The organism is Nocardia sp. No.11 (assembly GCF_038752175.1).
In the GTDB taxonomy this organism is placed as follows: domain Bacteria; phylum Actinomycetota; class Actinomycetes; order Mycobacteriales; family Mycobacteriaceae; genus Nocardia; species Nocardia canadensis.
In genome coordinates, this window is the sequence record NZ_JBCGFB010000261.1 from 1 (window position 1) to 1287 (window position 1287).

Annotated in this window: 2 pseudogenes; one reads left to right on the plus strand and one right to left on the minus strand. The window is 73.8% G+C overall.

Annotation, left to right across the window (positions count from 1 at the left end):
• Positions 1–454: pseudogene (locus V8688_RS31930) on the plus strand (MFS transporter); the annotation flags it as partial.
• A gap of 238 nt (positions 455–692) precedes the next feature.
• On the opposite strand, the pseudogene V8688_RS31935 reads toward V8688_RS31930, so the two are convergent.
• Positions 693–1287, minus strand: a pseudogene (locus V8688_RS31935) (DUF4407 domain-containing protein); the annotation flags it as partial.

Below are 1287 nucleotides of genomic sequence, written 5' to 3' on the forward strand. Positions count from 1 at the left end.
CCTCCTGGTCGACGCGGTCAGCGGCGCCGAGGCGTTCGTGCTCGGCTTCGTCGGCATCGGCCTCGGCGCCGGGGTGGCCATGACCGTGGCCGCCGACCTGGTCGTCGGCTCGGCGCCGGCGGAACGCGCCGGTGCCGCGGCGGCGATCTCGGAGACCGCCTACGAGACCGGTCTCGCGCTCGGTGTCGCCCTGCTCGGCAGCACCGTGATGGCGATCTTCCGCCGCGGGCTCGATCTGTCCCTGCTGCCGGACGACGCGGTGGCGACGGCATCGGGATCGCTCAGCGGCGCGGTCGAGGTCGCGCGGGAGCTGCCGGCCGCGGTGGCGCAGGAGTTCTTGTCCTCGGCGAATCAGGCGTTCGTCAGCGGCATCCATCTGACGGTGCTCGGCATCGTCGCGGTGCTGCTGTTCGCCGCCTACGGCGCGGTGCGGACGAAGAACACCCGCGCGTGAGTACCGCCGTGGGGCCGGTATCGATCCGGCCCCACGGCGGCTCGCTTTCGCCAGATCGCCTCGGTCGCGTCGTCGATGGCGGCGAGGTCGGTCGGACGGCCGCGAAGGCCCTGCCGAGCGAGTCGGCGACGACTNTCGGTCGCGTCGTCGATGGCGGCGAGGTCGGTCGGACGGCCGCGAAGGCCCTGCCGAGCGAGTCGGCGACGACTTCAGTGAGGCCCCGTCGCCGACCCGTAGGTCAGCGGGCGGGCGGCAGTTGACGCTGATCGCCGCCGGGGAGCTCGTTGGCACTGCCGCCGGGAAGTTCTCCGTAGCCGTCGGCGGTCGGCAGGGTATTGCCCTGACCTGCGGGCAGCGCGGTGTAGGTCGGCGCGGCCTGGTACTGGCGCGGGTCGGGGTGGTACCGGGTCGACGGCGCGTCGACGACGGTCGAGGCGATCTGCTGGGCGTACGGGTGGTACTGCGGTGCGCCCTGCTGGGGGTACCCGGCGGGCAGGTAGCCCTGCGCGGGCTGACCCGGCAGCTGGTAGCCGGGCGGCGCCATCATCTGCTGCTGGGCCTGCGAATCCTGGGTGTCGACGGTGACCTTGCGGCTGCGGCGCAGCGTGAAGGTGACCTCCTCGACCTCCTCGAACGCCTGCCGCGCGGTGCGCAGCGGGTGCGTGGCAGAGTCGATCGCGTTGGCGACGAAGGACGGCACCAGCGGACGGATCCAGCGGGCGGCGGTGTCGGTGAACGGCACGGTGCCGATGATCGGCAGCTCGAGTCCGCCGCCCCCGGTCGGGGCCTGCGCGGGCGCGGCGGCGACCGGCTGGGCCGGCACCAGCGCACCG